This is a genomic window from Pedobacter petrophilus (genome assembly GCF_009674725.1).
Classification (GTDB): Bacteria; Bacteroidota; Bacteroidia; order Sphingobacteriales; family Sphingobacteriaceae; genus Pedobacter; species Pedobacter petrophilus.
The window spans coordinates 34,854-55,356 of record NZ_WKKH01000021.1 but is presented as its reverse complement, the minus strand read 5'-3'; the positions used below and the strand labels follow the sequence as shown (position 1 = coordinate 55,356).

At 38.4% G+C, this 20,503-nt stretch carries 14 protein-coding genes; 9 read left to right on the top strand and 5 right to left on the bottom strand.

Annotated elements, in window-relative coordinates; all coding sequences use genetic code 11:
* The first annotated feature begins 42 nt into the window (after positions 1-42).
* Both GJU39_RS13955 and nadD read left to right on the top strand, forming a co-directional pair.
* A complete protein-coding gene (locus GJU39_RS13955; RefSeq protein ID WP_154281465.1) occupies positions 43-411 on the top strand; it encodes a four helix bundle protein in 369 nt (122 codons plus the stop codon).
* Between the two features lie 29 nt (positions 412-440).
* Positions 441-1,034: a nicotinate (nicotinamide) nucleotide adenylyltransferase gene (gene nadD, locus GJU39_RS13950; RefSeq protein WP_154281464.1), complete on the top strand. Its 594-nt coding sequence runs from the start codon at positions 441-443 to the stop codon at positions 1,032-1,034.
* Between the two features lie 73 nt (positions 1,035-1,107).
* On the opposite strand, the gene GJU39_RS13945 is transcribed toward nadD, so the two are convergent.
* From GJU39_RS13945 to dapF, 4 genes are all read right to left on the bottom strand, one after another.
* Positions 1,108-2,508: an efflux transporter outer membrane subunit gene (locus tag GJU39_RS13945; protein WP_154281462.1), complete on the bottom strand. Its 1,401-nt coding sequence runs from the start codon at positions 2,506-2,508 to the stop codon at positions 1,108-1,110.
* A 13-nt stretch (positions 2,509-2,521) separates the two neighbouring features.
* Positions 2,522-5,701, bottom strand: coding sequence for an efflux RND transporter permease subunit (locus GJU39_RS13940; RefSeq protein ID WP_154281460.1), 3,180 nt, complete (start codon positions 5,699-5,701; stop codon positions 2,522-2,524).
* A gap of 50 nt (positions 5,702-5,751) precedes the next feature.
* Entirely contained in the window at positions 5,752-6,918 is a 1,167-nt protein-coding gene (locus GJU39_RS13935; RefSeq protein ID WP_154281459.1) for an efflux RND transporter periplasmic adaptor subunit, read from the bottom strand.
* 521 nt (positions 6,919-7,439) lie between these two features.
* Positions 7,440-8,222: a diaminopimelate epimerase gene (gene dapF / locus GJU39_RS13930; protein WP_154281458.1), complete on the bottom strand. Its 783-nt coding sequence runs from the start codon at positions 8,220-8,222 to the stop codon at positions 7,440-7,442.
* A gap of 318 nt (positions 8,223-8,540) precedes the next feature.
* Here dapF and GJU39_RS13925 point away from each other — a divergent pair, with 318 nt between their 5' ends.
* Complete coding sequence (locus tag GJU39_RS13925; protein WP_154281456.1) at positions 8,541-10,091, top strand: trypsin-like peptidase domain-containing protein; 1,551 nt, start codon at positions 8,541-8,543, stop codon at positions 10,089-10,091.
* Positions 10,092-10,291: 200 nt separating this feature from the next.
* Here GJU39_RS13925 and GJU39_RS24200 read toward each other — a convergent pair whose 3' ends face one another.
* Positions 10,292-11,539 (bottom strand): aminopeptidase P family protein, encoded by a 1,248-nt coding sequence (locus GJU39_RS24200; protein ID WP_379104753.1) that lies wholly within the window; start codon positions 11,537-11,539, stop codon positions 10,292-10,294.
* Between the two features lie 211 nt (positions 11,540-11,750).
* On the opposite strand from GJU39_RS24200, the gene GJU39_RS13915 reads away from it, so the two are divergent.
* From GJU39_RS13915 to GJU39_RS13895, 6 genes are all read left to right on the top strand, one after another.
* A complete protein-coding gene (locus tag GJU39_RS13915; RefSeq protein WP_154281454.1) occupies positions 11,751-13,103 on the top strand; it encodes an OmpA family protein in 1,353 nt (450 codons plus the stop codon).
* 99 nt (positions 13,104-13,202) lie between these two features.
* Positions 13,203-13,340, top strand: a complete 138-nt coding sequence (locus GJU39_RS24195; protein WP_342448210.1) for a DUF6728 family protein — start codon at positions 13,203-13,205, stop codon at positions 13,338-13,340.
* A gap of 13 nt (positions 13,341-13,353) precedes the next feature.
* A complete protein-coding gene (locus GJU39_RS13910) occupies positions 13,354-13,734 on the top strand; it encodes a RidA family protein (RefSeq protein ID WP_154281452.1) in 381 nt (126 codons plus the stop codon).
* Positions 13,735-14,637 carry an EamA family transporter gene (locus tag GJU39_RS13905; protein WP_154281447.1) on the top strand — a complete coding sequence of 301 codons (903 nt, stop codon included), beginning with the start codon at positions 13,735-13,737 and terminating at the stop codon, positions 14,635-14,637.
* Positions 14,638-14,642: 5 nt separating this feature from the next.
* On the top strand, positions 14,643-16,748 hold the full coding sequence (recG, locus tag GJU39_RS13900; protein WP_154281445.1) for an ATP-dependent DNA helicase RecG: 2,106 nt from the start codon (positions 14,643-14,645) through the stop codon (positions 16,746-16,748).
* Positions 16,749-17,209: 461 nt separating this feature from the next.
* A complete protein-coding gene (locus GJU39_RS13895; RefSeq protein ID WP_154281444.1) occupies positions 17,210-20,482 on the top strand; it encodes a SusC/RagA family TonB-linked outer membrane protein in 3,273 nt (1,090 codons plus the stop codon).
* Positions 20,483-20,503: the final 21 nt, after the last annotated feature.

Sequence of the window (20,503 nt, the reverse complement as noted above, 5' to 3'; positions counted from 1 at the left end):
GTTCTGGGTTTATAAGGAGGAATCTAAATATCAGTATCATTAATGGGCGATTTTTCTGATTTATTGGTTTACAAAAAGTCATTTGAATTGGCGATGGAAATATTTGTAATAAGCAAGTCCTTTCCAAAAGAAGAAATGTATTCGCTTACTGATCAGATTAGACGATCTTCAAGATCAACAAATATTTGTTTGGTTGAAGCTTATAGAAAGCGGAGATATAAAGCCCATTTCATAAGTAAACTTACTGATAGTGATATGGAAAATAGCGAAACGAAAGGCTGGCTAAATTTTGCATTAGCTTGTGAATATATAACCCAAGAACGTCATGCTAGGCTGGTTGAACAAAGTGAGGAAGTTGGAAAACTATTGAATCACATGATGCATAATCCTGAAAAATACGGATCTGTCTAGCTTTTTGCACCATAACCATCAACTGAAAAATGTTAACTGAAAACCGCAAACTGAAAACAGGTCTTTTCTTCGGTTCATATAACCCAATTCATACCGGACATCTGGTTATTGCTAACTATATGGCTAATCATACTGAACTTGATGAGGTATGGCTGGTGGTTTCCCCCCATAATCCCTTAAAAGAAAAAAGCGGACTTGCCAACATGTATGATCGGCTGGAAATGGCTAATCTGGCTATAGAAAATTCAGAAAATATCCGTGTGAGTGATATTGAATTTAATCTGCCAAAACCATCCTATACGATTGATACTTTGACTTATCTTCACGAAAGATTCCCTTCAAAAGAATTTGTATTGATAATGGGAGCAGATAATCTGGTATCTTTCAAAAAGTGGAAGAATTATGAAATCCTGTTGAAAAACTATCAGATTTTTGTGTACCCCCGGCCCGGTGCCGAGGTAAGTGAGTGGGTAGATCATCCTTCCATTATCTTTACAGATACACCACTGATGGAGATTTCCTCAACCTTTATTCGTAAGTCTCTAAAAGAACACAAAAGCGTACAGTTTTTCCTTCCGGATAAGGTGATCAGTTTTATTGATAGCAAAGGAATGTACCAGTAAAAAGAATTACATTAAATGCAAAAAGCATCCCGGATATTAGGGATGCTTTTTGCATTTAGGAGATTAAAAGGAGTTATTTCCATCCTCCACCTAAAGCGCGATATAAATTAACAACCGACTGGAGTTTTTGAAGTTTATCATTAATTCCATTCAGCTGAGCCGTTAACAAACTTTGTTCTGAGGTTAAAACGTCAGTATAGTTTGTTGCTGAGCTGTAGCGTAATAATTCTTTGGTAAAATCTACGGCCTTAGTTAAAGATGCAATCTGCTTTGCTCTGGTTGCTTCTTTTTCTTCTGCTGTTTGATAAGCATATAAAGCGTTCGATACTTCTTGCCCGCCAGTTAAAAGTGCTTGTTGAAAGGCGTAAAAAGCAATTTGCTGATTTGCCTGTGCAGTAGTTAAACGTGCTTTATTGGCACCTTTGGCAAATATGGGCTGTGTTAGTCCGCCAACAATGTTATAGAAAATCGAGTTATCAAAAAAGTTATTCAACTGTAAGCTTGTTAAACCACCGGCAGCTGTTAAAGTTAAAGCAGGGTAGAAGTAGGTTTTAGCCACGTTAGTGTTTTCAAAAGCTGCTCTAAACCCAAATTCGGCAGCAATTACATCCGGACGGTTTTGCAATAATTGTGCAGAAACGCCTGTTTGCAAATTTGAAAAGGCAACTTGCTGATCTAAAGATGTGCGGTTAACTGTTCCCGGAGCTTGTGCCAACGCAATGTTTAATGCATTTTCTGCTTCTTTAATACTTCTTTTTAAGTCTGGGAGTGTTACTTCCGCCGCATATAAATTCGCTTCACTTTGAACCACAGCAGCACCGTTTACCACGGCACCTTCTTTTAAAGCTTTCATGGTTTCAACATCTTGCGTTCTAATTTTGATGGTCTGTTCAGTAATGGCTAATTGTTTATCTAAAGCCAATAAGGTATAGTAGCTATTGGCTATGGTGGCAATTAACTGGGTTTGAACGGCACGTTTAGCCGCATCACTTTGCAATAAGGTGGCAAATGCTGAGCGCTTTGCACTGCTTAACTTACCCCAGATATCTGCTTCCCAGGCGGTGCTTAATTGTGCCCTGTACGTTTGCGTTTCTAAATTAATATTAATTCCTGCCGGAAAGTTTAATGCGGCGGCTGCTTGTTTGGCATCTGTAACTGATACATCAGCTTGTAAGCTTGGTAAAAATGCTGCACGACTTTGCCTCAAAGTAGCTTCAGAAATTCTGATCCGTTCGATGGCTTGTTTCAAATCCAGGTTCTCGTTTATCCCACGTTGAATCAGGGATTGAAGAGTGGTATCTGAGAATAAAGTTTTCCATGGCAAATCTGCAATGGTAGTGGTATCTGTTGTATTTTGATCCCGGTATAATCCTTCACTTTTAACTTGCGGGCGCTCGTATTTTTTAGTCACACAAGCGCTTAAGGTTAAGATGGTGAAGCCGATTAAAATGGAATACTTATATCTGAGTTTCATATATTCTTAAAAATTAATGTTTGTTATGACTGGTTGCCAATTCATATTCTTCAGGTGTTTGTTCCTTTTCTATGCCTTCTTCAAAAGGAGATTTATCGCTCATGCGTTCCTGTAAACTTTGGAAAATAATAAATAAGGCAGGGATTACAAACACACCGAATAGGGTTCCGATAAGCATCCCGCCCACAGCACCTGTACCAATGGATTTATTACCCGCTGCACCTACACCAGAAGAAAGCATCAATGGTAATAATCCTAAGATAAATGCAAAAGAGGTCATTAAAATCGGACGTAAACGCGCTGTTGCTCCATCAATGGCTGCGTTGACAATACTCATTCCTTTTCTTCGCCTGTCTACAGCATATTCCACAATCAGAATGGCATTCTTGGCCAATAAACCAACGAGCATGATGAGTGTAATCTGCGTATAGATATTATTATCAATCCCGAATATCTTATCGAATACAAATACACCCGCTAAACCAACAGGTAAAGAAATCAATACCGCTAAAGGCAAAATATAACTTTCGTATTGTGCGGCCAGTAAGAAGTAAACGAAGATGATACAAAGTAAGAAGATAAATATGGTTTGGCTTCCACCGCTTATTTCCTCACGGGATAAACCAGAGAATTCGTAGCCATATCCTGCAGGTAATGTTTGTGCGGCTACTTCTTGTACAGCTTTCAAAGCATCACCAGAACTAAAGCCGGCATTTGGGTTACCTGTTATGGCAATTGAAGTAAACAAATTGAAACGTGAAATGGCTTGTGGTCCATACACTTTTTCTAAATTAATAAATTCAGAAATTGGTGCCATTGTTCCGCTCGCATTGCGCACATAAATACTGGTTAAGCTCGACTGGTTAGCACGATATTTATTATCGGCCTGGTAAATTACCCTAAATTGTTTTCCAAACTTGTTAAAGTTTGAAGCGTAAACGCCACCGTAATATCCTTGAAGAGTAGCTAAAACATCACTAACCGTTAAACCTGCTTGCTTTACCTTTGCCACATTTACATCAATTTGATATTGAGGGAAGTTTGGGTTAAATGAAGTGGAGGCATATTGAATTTCTGGTCGTTTACTCAGTGCGGCTAAGAATGTATTACCTACTTCGTTGAATTTTTTGATATCACCACCGGTCTTATCTTGTAACTGAAACTCAAAGCCACCACTGGTACCAAAACCCTGAATGGTTGGCGGCGCGAAGAAAATAATCTTAGCGCCTTTTACGCCTGCTGATTTAGCGAAAAGCTCTCCAATAATTGCTTTTACATCTCTGCCACGTTCATCCCAGGGAGATAATCTACCGATAACCATCCCGTAAGAGCTTCCCGAACCACTTATTAAGCTTCGGCCAACAACCCTTAATGAGTTTTTAATTTCTGGAACTGTATGTGCAATACTGTCAATTTTTGAGATTATAATATCCGTTTCCTCGAGCGATGTTCCTGCTGGTAACGAAATATCAGAAAAAATTGTTCCTAAATCCTCATTCGGTACAAACCCTTTTGGCGTGGTATTCATTGTCCAAACCAATAAACCTGTAAAAAACAAAATACCTGCGCCAACTATCCATTTTTTATGTGATAAGAAGCCAATGGATTTTTTGTATTTACCAGTTACGGCATCAAATGAAGTATTAAAGGCAGCATAAAAACGTTCCAGGAAATTTTTCTTTTTGCCATGATCATCTTTATGTGGTTTTAAAAATATGGCGCATAAAGCAGGGCTTAAAGTTAATGCGTTAATTGCGGATAAGATAATTGCAATTGCAAGCGTTAAACCAAACTGTTTATAAAATACACCTGATGAACCCTGAATAAAACTTACTGGAATAAATACTGCGGCCATTACCAGTGTAATCGAAATAATTGCACCACTAATTTCATCCATGGCATCAATTGTTGCTTTTTTTGCATCCGTATAGCCTTCATCTAATTTCGCATGAACAGCCTCCACTACTACAATCGCATCATCCACCACAATACCAATAGCGAGTACAAGAGCAAATAAGGTTAATAAATTGATCGTAAACCCAAATAAACTCAGGAAAAAGAAAGTTCCAATAATAGCAACAGGAACACTTATTGCTGGAATTAATGTTGAGCGAAAATCTTGCAGGAAAATAAATACAACCAGAAATACCAGAATAAATGCTTCAATTAAGGTGTGTATTACTTTTTCGATTGAGGCATCCAAAAAGTCATTTACATTTACAAGTGTAGTATAATGAACACCTTTAGGAAAAGATTTCTGAGCCTCATCTAAAGTTTTTAAGGAGTTTTCAATAACTTCCTGTGCATTTGAGCCGGCAGTTTGGTTAATAGCAATACCTAAAGCTTGTTTACCATTAAATTTAACCGTACTGGCATAACTTTGTGCGCCTAATTCTATTCTTGCTACATCTTTTAATCGAAGAATCTGACCATTTGCATCAGCCTTGATGATGATATTGCTAAATGCTGCTTCATCTTTTAAACGGCCTGTATATTTTAGGGTGTATTGAAATGCCTGATCGCCCTGCTCTCCAAACTGACCCGGAGCGGCCTCTACGTTTTGTTCTGCCAATGCAGCATTTACATCGCTCGGAATCAAACCATAAACAGCCATTACATCCGGCTTAAGCCAAATACGCATGGTATAATCCATTTGTCCGAAAGCACTTGCATCACCTACACCATTAATTCGTTTAATCTGTGGAATGATGTTGATGTTGGCGTAATTTTGTAAAAACTTTTGGTCGTAAGATGGGTCATCGCTATATATACCGAAAATCAATACGTTACTGGCCTGTCTTTTTGAGGTAATTACACCAGATTTTGTAACCTCTGCGGGTAATAAGCTAGTTGCTCTGGAAACCCTGTTTTGAACATTTACAGCAGCCAGATCTGGATTGGTACCCAATTTAAAGTTTACGGTAATAGTAGCAGTACCATCATTACTCGCCGTAGAAGTCATATAAGTCATATCTTCTACACCGTTTATTTGTTCTTCTAGTGGAACAATTACACTACTCAATACCACATCTGCATTAGCACCCTGGTATGATGTTGAAACCTGCACCGTTGGTGGTGCAATTTCAGGATATTGTGAAACCGGCAGCGTGGCTAAACCTAAAACACCGAGAATAACGATGATAATGGATATTACCGTTGATAAAACCGGTCTTTCTATGAATTTTTTAAACATAATTAATATTGATTACACTGATAATGAGTGTGATTGCACTGATTACATTATTATTTGATCTCCGCGTAAACTGAATCGGCACTTGTTTCTTCAGGTTTAATTTTAACACCGTCTTTTAAAGATTGGAAACCTTCCAAAACGATTTTATCACCTGCCTTTAATCCTTTAGTTACCACAAAAAATTTATCTTTTGCTAAATCCATTACCTGAATTTCAGTACTTACAATCTTCGCTGAATCGCCTAAAACATAAACAAATTTCTTGCCCTGTAAATCGATTGTAGATTTTTGAGGAACTAAAATGGCATTTTCAACTTTTTGTGGAATTCTCACCGATGCACTTCCGCCAGATTTTAATAAAGAAATAGGGTTGGGGAAAGTTGCTCTTAGGCTTGCAGACCCTGTGGTGGTGTTGATCTGGCTGTTAATGGATTCGATTTTTCCGTTTTGTGCGTATACTGTTCCGTCTGCCAATACCAAACTTACAGCAGGAATGTTTTTCATTTGTTTTGCTAAAGTATTGCCATTATAAGTTTTAGAAAAATCTAAAAGTTGCTTCTCATTTAAAGAGAAGTAAGCATAAACCTTTGAAGTATTTGCAATGGTAGTTAATGGCTCGGTGCTGGAGCTGCTTACCAAACTTCCATTTCTGAAAGGAATGCTCCCCACTACGCCATTTACCGGACTTGTGATTGAAGTATAGCCTAAGTTAACCTTCGCGTTTGCTAATGTTGCCCTTGCCTGTGCTAAAGCGGCTTTTCTACTTTGCAAAGTAAGTTGGGCGGCATCTAAATCGTATTTACTAATGATATCTTTTTCTACTAGTGGTTTCGTTTTATTTACCTGAAGTTGAGCCGCATTAACATCAGCCTCTGCACTGCTTATGGCTGCGCGGGCCGTTCTTACTTCCTGCTCATATTGAGGTGCCATAATGGTGAAAAGCAGTTGACCTTTCTTAACAACGGCACCTTCATCAACCAGAATCTTATCAATAAATCCATCAACCTTTGGGCGGATATCAATGTTTTGAATTCCTTCCATTGTGGCCGGATAGTCTGAGTTTAATTCTGTAGTTTGTGCTTTAACGGTAAAAACCGGGTAGGGCTGAGGACCGGCTGCTGCAGCTGCAGCAGCTTTTTTAGCATCGTCGTTATTTCCGCAGGACGCTAAAAGCATTCCAATGCTCATGCTAATAAAGAGAGTTGTTACTTTTCTCATGGAGTATTCTTGTGTGTGTTAAAATTATTTTCCGGATTGAAGGCGTTATCAAATCTGGATTTTGAGTTCGCAATCTTTGCCCAAAAATAGCGCCTAAAAAAAAATAAATCTGTCCAAATTCTGTCATTTAATCAATCGATTGATTTATTTTCAGTCTAAAAGCGGGTTGTAAAAGTGTTAACGGCTTATTTATGAGTGTTTTGAAATCTTTAAAAGCTTTTATTTAATGTGTAATTATCTTGAGACAGAGTGTTAACTTGTGTTAAAACATAACAAATATTAGAATTTTGACCTGGAAAATGTAGGTCAAAATGGTCGCTAAAATCTATTCATAGTGTATAATTTACACACTTGATGTTTGCATACTTAAAGTAGCTTCGAATTAACAGTACCTTAATAAAGGTTTTTGGATGCACTTAAAAAATAATGGAATGTCAACCGTCAGGCAGCACCTGATCTGTTACATTTTATAGTGATGGCAATCTGAAAATTATTCGCATCAATAATTGAACAAATTTCGATCAGTTTACTTCGCCTTCAAAAACCAATTTAGCAGGGCCACACAAAAATACGTTCGTAAAATTTGCCCCATCATAATCAAATTCGATTTTAATATCGCCACCCAAAACTTTAATATCTGTTTTAATGTGCCCGGTTTGGTTTTTATGTTTGGCTATTGCCATTGCTACAGCAGTTACACCAGTGCCACAGGCATAAGTTTCATCTTCAACACCGCGTTCATAAGTGCGTACAAAAAGATGATCACCCTGGTCTTCTACAAAGTTTACATTAATACCCTTCTCGCTATAAATTTGATTGTAGCGAATCTTCTTACCTTCACTAAATACATCAAAATCTTTCAGGTTATTCTGTATAGTTACATAATGCGGAGAACCAGTGTTTAAAACATATGCTTCTCCATCTTTGGTAATGGTATTTACATCAATCATTTGAAGATCAACCCACTCGCCATTTTCTGAAATTCTGGCATAATGCGGGCCATCAACTGCCAAAAAGTTCGTCTCTCTTTCTATAATACCGAGTTGTTTAGCAAATGCAACAATACATCGGCCTCCGTTACCACACATACTACCCAATTTACCGTCTGCATTAAAATAGTACATTTCAAAATCGTAGTTTTCATGTTTAGTTACAAACATTAATCCATCGGCACCAATGCCAAATCTTCTATGGCATAAATCTTCAATAAACTGGTTGTCAGTATGTTCTAAGGTGGAGTGGGTGTGGTCTATTAAGATGAAGTCGTTTCCTGCGCCCTGGTATTTATAGAATTTAGTTTTCATTGAATCTTCATTTTTTTATGCAATCTTTAATTCGCATTAGATATTAAGCACTTAGGCAATTATGCATTTAACATTTTTTAACACGGATGTAGATGCTTTAGTTATGCAAATATCGTTGATATGGTATTAAATTTGAATAAACTTACGAAAGAAAATTTAGGCAGATCAGAAACTGCTGGAGCATTCTGCTTAAACAAAGTAAATAAATGCTCTTGCCAATTTAACTATTAAAATCATGAAGCGTTATAAGTGAATCAAACAATTTGCCGGCAAAAGAACTTATAATTAATTGTGGGGATTAAAAACAATATCAAACACATGAAAAAAATACTAGGAATTACGGTGTTAGCTGCTTTTATAGGTGGGGCAGCAGCAATTGGAGGTTATAAACTCTTTGAGCGCAATCAAACCGGAAATACAATTTCTGAAAAACAGAATTTATATTTCGCAAATAACCCACTTAAAGTAACATCGGCAGGTGCAACAGATTTTACGCAGGCAGCTGCGGCAGTTGCGCCGGGAGTGGTACACATTAAAACAACTTATGCAGCATCAGGCGGTAGCCAGGGCAGTTCTTCCCCTTTTGATATGATGGAAGATTTCTTTGGTGGAGGTGGTCGTCAGATGCAACGCCAGCCAAGAGCGGCATCAGGTTCGGGTGTTATCATTAGTCAGGATGGTTACATTGTAACCAACAACCACGTAGTGGAAAATGCAGAAAAAGTTGAAGTGGTATTAACCGACCGTCGTAAAGTTGAAGCCAAAGTTATTGGCCGTGACCCGAATACAGATTTGGCATTGATTAAAGTAAATGCTACTGATTTGCCCGTGGTTAAAATGGGTAACTCAGATAATGTACAGGTTGGAGAATGGGTATTGGCAGTTGGTTTCCCGCTTGATTTGCAAACTACTGTCACAGCCGGAATTGTAAGTGCGAAAAATCGCAGCATCGGCATTATTGGTCGCGAGCAGCAAGGAAATGAGATTACCGAAGAAGAATATAGAGAATACCAACGTACCGGTAAAAGACCAGAGCGCCCGGCAAACACCAGTATCGAATCTTTTATTCAAACAGATGCGGCAATTAATCCTGGTAACAGCGGTGGTGCATTGGTAAATGCAAATGGAGAATTGGTTGGAATTAACTCGGCAATTGCTTCACAAAGTGGCTACAACCAAGGTTATGGTTTTGCAATCCCGGTTAACCTAGCCCGTAAAATTGTAGACGATTTTATGAAATACGGTTCTGTTAAACGTGGTTATATTGGTGTAAACTTTATTCCGCTCAGCGCTGATGAGAAACCTAAAGGCGTAAATACTGCTGAAGTAAGCGGTTTATACGTAAACGACGTAGTTGCTGGTGGCGGAGCTGCTGCTGCTGGAATTAAATCAGGCGATATTATTAAGAAAGTTGATGGTTTGGTGATTAACGATTCTCCTGATTTACAAGAAAGGATTGGCCGGTTAAACCCGGGTGATAAAGTTAAACTTGGTGTTTTAAGAGACGGATCTTTGAAAGATATTACGGTAACATTAAAAGGTGAAGCGAGCGTAGGCTTAACAGCGAACAATGCTGCTTCGAAAACTGCGGAAGTTTCAAAACTAGGTGCAACATTTACGCCGGCAACACCAGCTCAGAAATCTAAACTTGGAATTAACAGCGGCGTTGTAGTAACATCTGTTACTACCGGAAAAGCTTTTGATAATATTGGAGTAGAAAAAGGTTTGATCATAACTAAGGTAAATGGTCAGCCCGTAAATAGTGTAGCTGATGTTCAAAAAGCATTACCTCAAACCAGAAATGGCATGGTTTACATGTCAGGTGTGACAGGACAAGGTGCGTTCAACTTTAGTTTCCCGGCACAATAATTAAAATTAATTGATATAAAAAAGATCCTGACACGCGTCAGGATCTTTTTTTTTGCCTTTTAGTCTTGTTAGAGCGCTCTTAGTTTCCATGAACAGCATGTGCACATTCCTCAACGGTCATTGAACCCTGTATGCAAAGCTCTTCATCGTGTTGGCCACAATCAGCTACGCAAAACCTGCAAATTTCTTTTGTTATCGAATTAGCTGTTCATAATGTCTTCAATTTCAGCTGCCTCCAACGGGATATCTGCCATTAAATCGATATTTCCATTAGCAGTGATCAGGATATTGTTCTCCAGGCGAATGCCTAAGCCTTCTTCGGGGATATAGATGCCAGGTTCTACTGTTAAAATATTACCATCAGCAAAAGGTGTGTATCTACCCGCAAAATCATGTACATCTATCCCTAAATGGTGAGAGGTGCCGTGCATAAAATATTTTTTATACGCCGGATAAGCCACATTCTGGTTTTTTACATCGGTAGTGGAGATTAATTTGAGGTTAATCAGTTGTTCGGTCATGATCTCGCCAACGGCTTCATGGTAGGTGTTCCATACCGTACCGTCCACTAATAATTTTGTGGCTTCCTTCATTACATGTAATACAGCATTATAAACTTCCTTTTGTCTGGATGTGAAGCGTCCGCTAACCGGAATAGACCGACTCATGTCTGCATTATAATTGGCGTACTCTGCTCCAAAATCAAAAAGGATTACATCGCCTGCATTACAAATTTGATTGTTATCATTATAATGTAGAATGTTAGCGTTGTGGCCGGAAGCAATAATTGGTGTATAAGCATGACCAGTTCCTCCCTGTCTAATAAACTCATGGATAATCTCGGCCTCAATTTCATATTCTTTGATTCCGGGCTTGGTAAATTTCAATACCCTTATAAAAGCATCACGTGTAATTGCACATGCTTTTCTAGTCAGTGCAATTTCAACCTCAGATTTTATAGCCCTTAAGCCACGCATGATAGGCGCAGCACGTTTATATTGATGCAGTGGATATTTTGAGCGCATGTGGTCAATAAATCTTAAGTCGCGGTGAGGAACGGTGTGGGCATAACGGTCGTTCTCATTTGTATTTAAGTAAATATTGTCTGCATAATGAACAATGCTGTGCAGAATATTATCAAAATCTTCCAGCCAATATATACTGGAAATACCAGATGCGGATTTTGCCTGTTCTTTCGTATATTTATATCCTTCCCAAACCTTAATGTAGTCGTTTGTCTGTCTTAAAAACAGGACTTCTCTATGCAAAGGATTAGGACAATCGGGAAATAAGAGTAAAATAGTCTGTTCCTGATCGATTCCTGATAAATAAAATAAATCAGGATTTTGCTTAAAAGTGAAGTTCTGATCGCCACTTCTAGGGAATTCATCATTAGCATTAAATATAGCTAAAGATTTGTTTTCTAGCTGTTTGGAAGTTTTTTCTATTTAAAATGAAAAGTGATTGATCGATTTGAGGATATTTCATGATATATACATTAATAATTATAAAAGGATCAAATGTAATAAAATCCCTTTTTCGTGAGAAGTTTGGAACAGAGTTTGTATAAAAGTTTGAAAATTTAAAATTTTGTTTAATTTTGCGATTACAAAAAATTAATCAATTAAATTGTTTAACCCTTAAAAAAAGAAAAAGATTATGAATTATTCTACTTTAAAGAAAAGTGTTGCGCTTTCTTTAGTGGCATTAACAGGAGTTGCTTCTCTTGCTGTCGCTCAGGATGCTCCTGCAACTACTTCTTCTACCAAAGTATTTGGTGGAAGAGGACAGTACAGAACTTGGTCAATCGGTGTTAACGCAGGTGTATTAGCACCAGTTATTGCTATCGGTGGTACTAACGACTTTAACAAATGGGACGTTAATTTAGGTTACGGTTTAAATATCCGTAAACAATTAGGTCACTCTTTCGCATTAGAATTAGCTGGTGTACGTGGTAAAGTTTCTGGTTCAAATGATGCAACTTCAGGTCCTGTTACTTCAACTGCCCGTGATTTCGAAACTGAATTACAATATGCTGTAGATTTACGTGGTGTTGTTAACTTAGGTTCTATCGATTTCTTACGTCGTGAGAATTCAGTTAGTTTCTTCTTAACTGCTGGTGCTGGTTATTTAGCTTATGCTCCTAAAGTTACTCAGGCTAACGGAACTGTTATTGACTGGAAAGGTACTGCTATTGGTCCAGTTGGCGACAGACATGAAGCTAAAGATTATGTAAAAGGTTTCTACATTCCAGTAGGTGCTGGTGTTAAATTCAAAGTTTCTGAGCGTGTTAACTTTAACTTAGGTTACACAATGAACTTTGTTGACGCTGATAACTTTGATGGAGTTTATGCTAATGCAACTACCAAAGATAAATTCTCTTACGGTTATGCTGGTTTAGAATTCTCTTTAGGTTCATCTGCAAAACCAAGTTTAGAATGGTCTAACCCATTAGCTACTATGTACGATGAGTTAAAAGATCCTACTTTACGTCAAGAAGTTGAAGCTTTGAAAAACCGTGTATCTAACGTTGAAAAATCTGTTGAAGATTTGAAAAAAGATACTGATGGTGATGGTGTTGCTGATCAATTCGACAAATGCCCAGGAACTCCTGCAGGTACTGCCGTTGATGGATCAGGATGTCCACTTCCAAAATTCACAGCTGATTCAACTAACACTAACGTAACAGGTTTCGAAAAAATCTCTTTTGATTTCAACTCATCTGTATTAAAAACTGAATCTTATCCTACTTTAGATAAATTATCTTCAGTGTTACGTGAAAACGGTGGTAAAGTAACTGTAAACGGTTACGCTTCAAGCGAAGGTACTGCTGCATATAACATGAAATTATCTAAAGACAGAGCAAATTCTGTTAAAACTTACTTAGTAAACTCTGGCGTAACTGCTAGTCAAGTTGCTACTAAAGGTTTAGGTGAAGCTAATCCAATTGCTTCTAACGATACTGAAGAAGGTCGTATCCAAAACCGTCGTGTTGAAACTGCTAGAAACTAGTATTTCAATATTAAGTTTAAAAAAAAGTCCCGATGCAAATCGGGACTTTTTTTGTGCCTTTTAGTTTTTGTGTTATGCTTTTTTAGCTAAGTTTGTACCATGTACTTCTTCAGGAAAAAGGATCCAAATCGCCCAAATAATATCAATATAAAAATTATGCATTTCATTAATGCGTTGGCGATCATCATTTTTCTGGCCGGTATTATCTATAAGCTAATTCAATGGCTTGCTAAATAAATTTTAAAATCTTATGAAAGAAATTATTAATACAACGAATGCTCCTTCGCCAATCGGGCCATATAGTCAAGCTGTAAAAGCGGGTAACTTTTTATTCGTATCCGGCCAGGTGGCTATCAATCCTGAAAATGGTGAACTAAATATCAGCAACATAGAAGAAGAAACTCACCAGGTAATGCGAAATCTGAAAGCGGTGTTATTAGAAGCTGGCCTGACTTTCGATCACGTGGTGAAATCGACAATCTTTTTAAGTGATATGGGAACCTTTGCGCAGGTTAATGAAGTTTATGGCCAGTATTTTACGGCAGACTTTCCTGCCCGCGAAACCGTGCAGGTATCAGTATTGCCAAAAAATGTGAATGTAGAAATTTCTGTAATTGCCATTTTAGGATAATTGGCAGCCAGCAAAACTAAATATTTTCTCGCAGGCATTGTTCCCTATATCATCTGGGGAACAATGTCTATCCCCTTGCGTAACATTAAAGGCTATCTGCCGCAAGAAATCCTGTATTACAGAATATTTGTTTCCATAATTATGGTTTGGAGTGTCATTCTTCTTTTCAGGAGAACTGCACTTAAAAACGACCTAACTTTTTTGGCTTCGCTTCCCAGAAGTAAAAAACTGCAAATAGCACTTTTAACGATATTATCAGCACTTTTAATTACCGGTAACTGGTTTACCTACATTTACGCAGTAAATAGTGTTAGTTTAAAAGCAGCTGCTTTCGCTTACATGGTTTGCCCTTTGCTCACCGCAGTATGTGGTTTTGTCATCTTAAAAGAACAGTTAACCAAAACTAAAATAGTGGCATTATTAATTGCCTTTATCAGCATCTTGCTATTGGCCACCGGTTCACTACATGAGGTACTGTGGGCTATTCTGATTGCATCATTTTATGCACTCTACGTTATCGTGCTAAAGGTGATCAAGGGAATAGATAAGTTTAATTTTTTAGGTGTTCAGCTGATCCTTTCTGGATTAATGATTTTGCCGCTTTATTTTTCACACCCTAATATCCTTCCTGCAGATCCTTTCTTTTGGTCGCATATATTTCTTATTGCCATTGTCTTTACCATTGTGCCACTATTTTTAAATTCGTACGCGCTGCTGGGGATGCCATCTTCGGCACTTGGTATTCTGATTTATCTGAACCCTATTGTAGCTTTCACTGTAGCATTTTTCTATTTTAAAGAGAAAATTGATATCCATCAGCTGTTTGCTTATTTGCTTTTGCTCTTTTCTATCGTTATTTTTAACGCACAATTGCTAAAAAATCTAGTTTATAAAAAACAATAGTTGCCTTGTTCAATTCGATTTTAGATACACCTATAGAGTTTATTAAAGGCGTAGGACCTAGTCGTGCAGATGTTTTGAAGAAAGACTTAGGTCTATTCACCTTTCGAGACATGTTGGCGCATTATCCTTTTCGCTACATCGACCGTACAAAGTATTTTAAAATTAATGAGATTAATCCCGATTCGCAATACATTCAAATTATCGGCCGGGTGATCAGTAAAAAGGTAATTGGCGATAAAAGGGCAAAACGTATTGTTGCTGTTTTTAAAGATGAAACCGGGATCATGGAACTGGTTTGGTTTCAAAGTTTGAAGTGGGTTGATGAAAATATTACTGTAGGAACGGCTTATGTTGCATTTGGCAAGCCTGCGCTCTTTAATGGTACATTTAGTATTTCGCATCCAGAAATGGAATTGTATCAGAATAAGCCACAAGGCAGAGGCAATTTAACACTGCAACCCGTTTACAATTCTACAGAGAAGCTAAAGAAATTTACGTTGGATTCGAAAGGGATCCAAAGGCTGATAGCAGGACTACTGGATCAGATAATTCTGCAAGTGCCGGAAAGCTTACCGCAATACATCATTGATAAGTACCAGTTGCCAGATAAGAAAATGGCATTGCTTAACATTCATTTTCCAAAAAACCAGCAAGACTTAAACGCCGCAGAAAGGCGCTTAAAATTTGAAGAACTTTTTTTTATTCAGTTGCAACTCTTGCACAACAAGCAATTACGCCAGTTGAAATTTAAAGGTGCCCGATTTGAAAAAGTAGGGGAAAAGGTAAACCGGTTTTACAAAGAATTTCTTCCATTCGAACTCACCAATGCACAGAAACGGGTAGTTAAAGAAATCAGGATAGATACGCAGCGAGCGGTACAGATGAACCGGCTTGTTCAGGGCGATGTAGGAAGCGGGAAAACTGCTGTAGCCTTAATGAGTATGTTATTGGCAAATGATAACGGCTATCAGGCTTGTATGATGGCTCCAACGGAAATTTTAGCCAGGCAACATTACGCTTCGATCACAGAATTGGTAACAGACGACTTGGTTAAGGTAGCCATCCTCACCGGAAGCACTAAAAAGAAAGACAGAGCCGTTTTACATGAGCAATTGGAAAGCGGCAGGATTGATATTCTAATTGGAACGCATGCGCTGATAGAAGATAAGGTGCAGTTTAAAAATCTTGGTCTGGTCGTAATTGATGAGCAACATCGTTTTGGTGTAGAGCAACGTGCTAAACTCTGGCGTAAAAATATTATTCCTCCGCATATTTTAGTAATGACCGCTACGCCGATACCACGTACGCTAGCCATGACTTTATATGGTGATTTAGATGTTTCTGTAATTGATGAACTTCCTGTCGGAAGGAAACCAATTGAAACACGCCATTTGTTTGAAGGTCAGCGCCTGCGAATGTTTGGCTTTATGAAGCAGGAGATTGCGAAGGGCCGCCAGGTTTATATCGTTTATCCGTTAATTAAGGAAAGTGAGAAACTAGACCTGTTACATCTGGAAGCAGGTGTAGAACAGTTAAGTTATCAGTTTCCACGGCCTGATTATCAAATCAGTATTGTTCACGGACAAATGCCAAATGCAGATAAGCAATTCGAGATGCAGCAATTTATTGATGGCAAAAGCCAGATTATGGTTGCTACAACTGTAATTGAAGTGGGTGTGAATGTTCCAAATGCATCTGTAATGGTGATCGAAAATGCAGAACGCTTTGGGTTATCACAGTTACACCAGTTGCGCGGACGGGTTGGACGTGGTGCGGAGCAGTCTTTTTGCATTTTAATGAGTAGTCACAAACTGAGTAAAGAAGGGAAGGTTAGGCTGGAAACGATGGTGCGTACCAATAACGGATTCGAAATTTCGGAGATCGATTTGCAGCTCCGCGGGCCTGGTGATCTTACTGGTACCCAACAAAGTGGTGTGCTCGAATTAAAACTTGCTGATTTAGCAACCGATCAAATTATTCTGGCAGAAGCCAGAAATACGGTGATCGAACTTTTTGAAGACGATCCTCAATTATTAAAGCCAGAAAATGCTATGCTTAAGGCGCATCTCCAAAAGCTGGAGCGAGGGATTTCTTTCGATAAAATTTCCTGATACTGATCTCCCTACTGCATTCACGAAATTTAAGTCTCACTACAATCTTATTTTTCTAAACCTTGCAAGAATAATTTACTTCGTATTATTAGTTCTGCAACGTCAAATTTTTTTACGAATAAACCCCTTCAATTTATCATTTTGTCCCCCTTCTTTTCATTCCTAATATTCCTATATTGCGTTTAACCAAATGTAAAAGCTCAGTCATTAACCTGATTATGCGAACTATTTAAGCAATGAATTTTATCGGATAAAGTGTAAATTTTAGTGTTGACATCTATTGTACTGAGGAAGTATGATTTTTGCAAATCTCAAATTCGACGAATGATTTTAGAATGAAGACTTTTTGGATGGTTATTCAGGTGTTGCTTTTTGAAATGGCAACTGATTAAAACTTATGGATATTCATAAGTATTAAAGTGTATTACAATCAATTCTCTAACCAAATAAATTGTAAAACTATGAAAAAAAATCTGTTGAGGGATTTTGCCAGATCGAGCATTTTTTTTGCTTGTGGCAGTTGTCTCATTTTTTCTCCAGTTGGCAGTACCTCTGCTAAAGCACCATTAAATAAACATCTCTCTTTTGATCTTAGCAGCCGTCTTTTTGCCGACATCGTAGTGAAAGGTTCAGTTACTGATGCAAAAGGCCCGATTCCAGGCGTGAGCGTTAAGTTAAAAGGCGGAACTGCAGCTACTGTGACAGATGGTTCAGGAAAATTTAGCATCAAAGTGCCCGAAGATGCTACCTTAGTATTCAGCTTTGTCGGCTACACCGATCAGGAAGTGCAGGTGAAGAACCAAACCAACATTACCGTTCGTTTATTGGAGAACAATCAAAACTTATCTGAAGTGATTGTGGTTGGTTACGGAACACAAAAAAAAGCGGTTGTTTCTGGTGCTGTAGCTGCCGTAAAAGGCACAGAACTGGCAAAATCTTCTTCTGTAAACTTATCAAATTCGCTGGCGGGCCGTTTACCGGGGGTAACTGCATTACAGGGAAGCGGCGAACCAGGTTATGATGGATCAACAATCCGGATTCGTGGGATCAACTCACTGGGTAATAATAATGCCCTTATTGTAATTGATGGGATTCCTAACCGGGCTGGTGGGCTTGAAAGGATTAATCCCAACGATATTGAAAGCGTATCTGTTTTGAAAGATGCATCTGCAGCAATTTATGGTTCACAGGCAGCTAACGGCGTAATTCTCATCACAACGAGATTAGGGAAATCCGGAAAGCCACAGTTTTCATACGATTTCAGTTATGGTTTACAACAGCCAACGCGCATCCCAAAAATGGCGAATTCTACACAGTATGCCGAGATTCTTAATGAACTTAATATTTTTGGTTCCGATCTTAATCCTAACGAATGGTCGGCTGCCTGGAATAGTTTTAAATCTACCGGGACTTATCAATCAACCGCAGGAAAAACAATTAATGCTGCTTATAAGCCGGATGAGATTCGGAAATTAGGTGATGGATCTGATCCTTTACGTTACCCGAATACCGATTGGTTTGACACCGTTTTCCAAAAGTGGTCTCCACAGCAAAGACATAACGTACAAATTAACGGAGGTTCTGAAAATGTTAAATACCTGGTTTCACTGGGTTATCTGAATCAGGATGGTTACTATAAAAATTCTGCAACGGGTTATAAACAATACGATATGCGTTTCAACCTCGAAGCAAAATTGAGTAAGTACATTACAGCCACCCTGGGCGTAACTGCCCGAGAGGAAGACCGGAATTTTCCAACAGTAGTCGCTGGCGATATCTTTAGGTTTTTAATGCGTGGAAGGCCAACAGAAATAGCAAAATGGCCGAACGGATTGCCAGGCAGAGATATTGAATATGGTTACAATCCGGTTGTATCAACTACCGATATTACAGGATACAACAAAGACATCAGGGATTATTTTCAATCAACAGGTAAAATAGAAGTGAGAATTCCAGGCGTTGATGGATTAAAAGTTACCGGAACGGCTGCTATTGATAAGTATTCCGGCAGGCAGAAAAACTGGCAATTGCCCTGGACCCTCTACGATTGGGATAAAAAAACTTTTGAGGCTGATGGCGTAACCCCTGTTTTAACGGGTACAATTCGCTCACAATATACAGATCCAAGGCTTCGTGAAACTGCAGGTGGACAGCTGGCCACGAACCTAACCGGGATGATTAATTATGATAAGAAAATAGGGAATCATACTATTGGTTTAATGGCTGGCGTAACCAGAGAAGAAGTTGCAAATGATGGATTTACTGCATTTAGAAGGTATTTCCTGTCATCTGCAATAGAACAGTTACTGGCGGGAGATGAGCGGGAGCAAAGCCTTGGCAATAATCCAGGCGACCCTAATAATTTGTTTAATCGGGCGCGACTAAGTTATTTTGGCCGGGCTGGTTATAACTATAAAGAGAAATACCTGGCAGAGTTTCTTTGGCGGGTAGATGGCTCTTATATCTTCCCAACTAACAGGCGTTTCGGTTTCTTCCCTGGTGTATCTGTGGGTTGGCGGTTATCTGAAGAAGATTTCTTCAAAAACAATGTCAGTTTTATTAATAACTTAAAAATAAGGGCTTCATATGGTCAGATGGGTGCTGAAGCCTATTTTGGAGATGCTTTGCAAGAGTATCAATACCTAAGTCTAATGAACTTTGGTAGTTATATTTTTAATGATGTAATTACCAAATCCATTTATGAAGGTAAAGTGCCCAATCTGAATTTTGGATGGGAAGTCGCTAATAATATGAATATTGGTTTGGATGCCTCTTTTCTTAATAATAAACTCGCTTTGGAGTTTGATTATTTCTACAATAAAAGAACCAATATTTTAATTAGTCGTGGCAGTTCCGTTCCTGAAAGTTCTGGAATTACTGACCAATTACCGCCAGTTAACCTGGGCAAAGTAAACAATAAAGGGTTCGAATTTAAATTAAGCTACAATGATCAGGTAGGCGATTTAAATTTTGGGGTAAGTGTAAACGGTGGCTATGCTAAAAACAAGATCATCTTCTGGGATGAAACACCAGGTGCTCCTGAATGGCAGCGATCTACGGGCAAGGTAACTAACTCCTGGTTGGTTTACGATTATGATGGGGTGTTTAAAGATCAGGCAAGCATTAGCGCCAATACTTTAAATTATAGTGCCTTAACTAATAATCTTCGCCCTGGCGATATGAAGTTTAAAGACACCAATGGTGATGGCAAAATCAATGCAGATGATAAGATCCGTTTAGACCAGAACGGAACGCCAACATTTACAGGGGGTTTTAACTTAAATCTTCAATATAAAGGATTTGATTTGTCTATGTTAATTCAAGGCGCTACAGGCGGGATGCAGATTGTAGGTGTTACAGAATCCGGTGATATAGGGAACTTTTTAGACTGGTCTTACCAAAACCGGTGGAGTATTGATAATCCAAGTTCGGTAGATCCACGTTTATCTAACAGGGGAGCCACTTATTATACAGATAGCAATAATGCCCTGAATAATACCTATTGGTTGCGCAGCAATAATTACATCAGGCTTAAAAATGTAGAACTAGGTTATACACTACCAAACAAAGTAGTAGAAAAAGTCGGGCTAAATGCGGTTCGGATTTATGTGAACGGCCTCAATCTGGCTACACTGGATAAGGTAAAAGTTTGGGATCCTGAATCGACCAATTCCAGCGGACAATATTATCCTCAGGCAAGGGTAATTAATATGGGTATTAAAGCCTCATTTTAAATAGATGTACTGCTGTTTATC

Coding starts and splice junctions, on each gene's coding strand:
- GJU39_RS13955 (WP_154281465.1), top strand. CDS start 43: ATGGGCGATTTTTCTGATTTATTGGTTTACAAAAAGTCATTTGAATTG.
- nadD (WP_154281464.1), top strand. CDS start 441: ATGTTAACTGAAAACCGCAAACTGAAAACAGGTCTTTTCTTCGGTTCA.
- GJU39_RS13945 (WP_154281462.1), bottom strand. CDS start 2,508: ATGAAACTCAGATATAAGTATTCCATTTTAATCGGCTTCACCATCTTA.
- GJU39_RS13940 (WP_154281460.1), bottom strand. CDS start 5,701: ATGTTTAAAAAATTCATAGAAAGACCGGTTTTATCAACGGTAATATCC.
- GJU39_RS13935 (WP_154281459.1), bottom strand. CDS start 6,918: ATGAGAAAAGTAACAACTCTCTTTATTAGCATGAGCATTGGAATGCTT.
- dapF (WP_154281458.1), bottom strand. CDS start 8,222: ATGAAAACTAAATTCTATAAATACCAGGGCGCAGGAAACGACTTCATC.
- GJU39_RS13925 (WP_154281456.1), top strand. CDS start 8,541: ATGAAAAAAATACTAGGAATTACGGTGTTAGCTGCTTTTATAGGTGGG.
- GJU39_RS13915 (WP_154281454.1), top strand. CDS start 11,751: ATGAATTATTCTACTTTAAAGAAAAGTGTTGCGCTTTCTTTAGTGGCA.
- GJU39_RS24195 (WP_342448210.1), top strand. CDS start 13,203: ATGTACTTCTTCAGGAAAAAGGATCCAAATCGCCCAAATAATATCAAT.
- GJU39_RS13910 (WP_154281452.1), top strand. CDS start 13,354: ATGAAAGAAATTATTAATACAACGAATGCTCCTTCGCCAATCGGGCCA.
- GJU39_RS13895 (WP_154281444.1), top strand. CDS start 17,210: ATGAAAAAAAATCTGTTGAGGGATTTTGCCAGATCGAGCATTTTTTTT.